The sequence below is a fragment of the Polaromonas sp. P1_G2 genome (genome assembly GCF_056405515.1).
The window spans coordinates 1-364 of sequence record NZ_JBFUBY010001713.1; the positions used below are offsets into that span (position 1 = coordinate 1).

The following is a 364-nucleotide window of genomic DNA, read 5'->3' on the forward strand; positions in this document are numbered from 1 at the left end:
AGCAGGTCCCTACCTGCCGCTCTGCGCTGATCGCAGCGTTCGCACGGCGCCGGTCATCAAAACACGAAATCAGACTTGCCGAGATTGTCGATGTCGACATTCTGCAGCACCAGCACGTCGCCAAGGCCGTCATCGCACCAGGTGTCGTTGCCGTGGGCATGAAGCAGCGTCACGACATCCTGGAAAGTGTCGATGCCCTTCAAATTGGTGAGGTTGACGACGTCGTGATTCTGGCCCCTGGCTTTGAAATCCTCGATCGTGTCGTCGCCGTCGCCCTTGGCGAAAATGAAGGTGTCGGCACCTGCGTCACCCCTCATCACGTCATTGCCTCGATGGCTTGCGATGCGGTCGTTGCCGGCAAAAC

Annotated in this window: 1 pseudogene; it reads right to left on the bottom strand. The window is 58.8% G+C overall.

Annotation, left to right across the window (positions count from 1 at the left end):
• Positions 1-56: 56 nt before the first annotated feature.
• Positions 57-364: pseudogene (locus AC1D0P_RS32245) on the bottom strand (hypothetical protein); the annotation flags it as partial.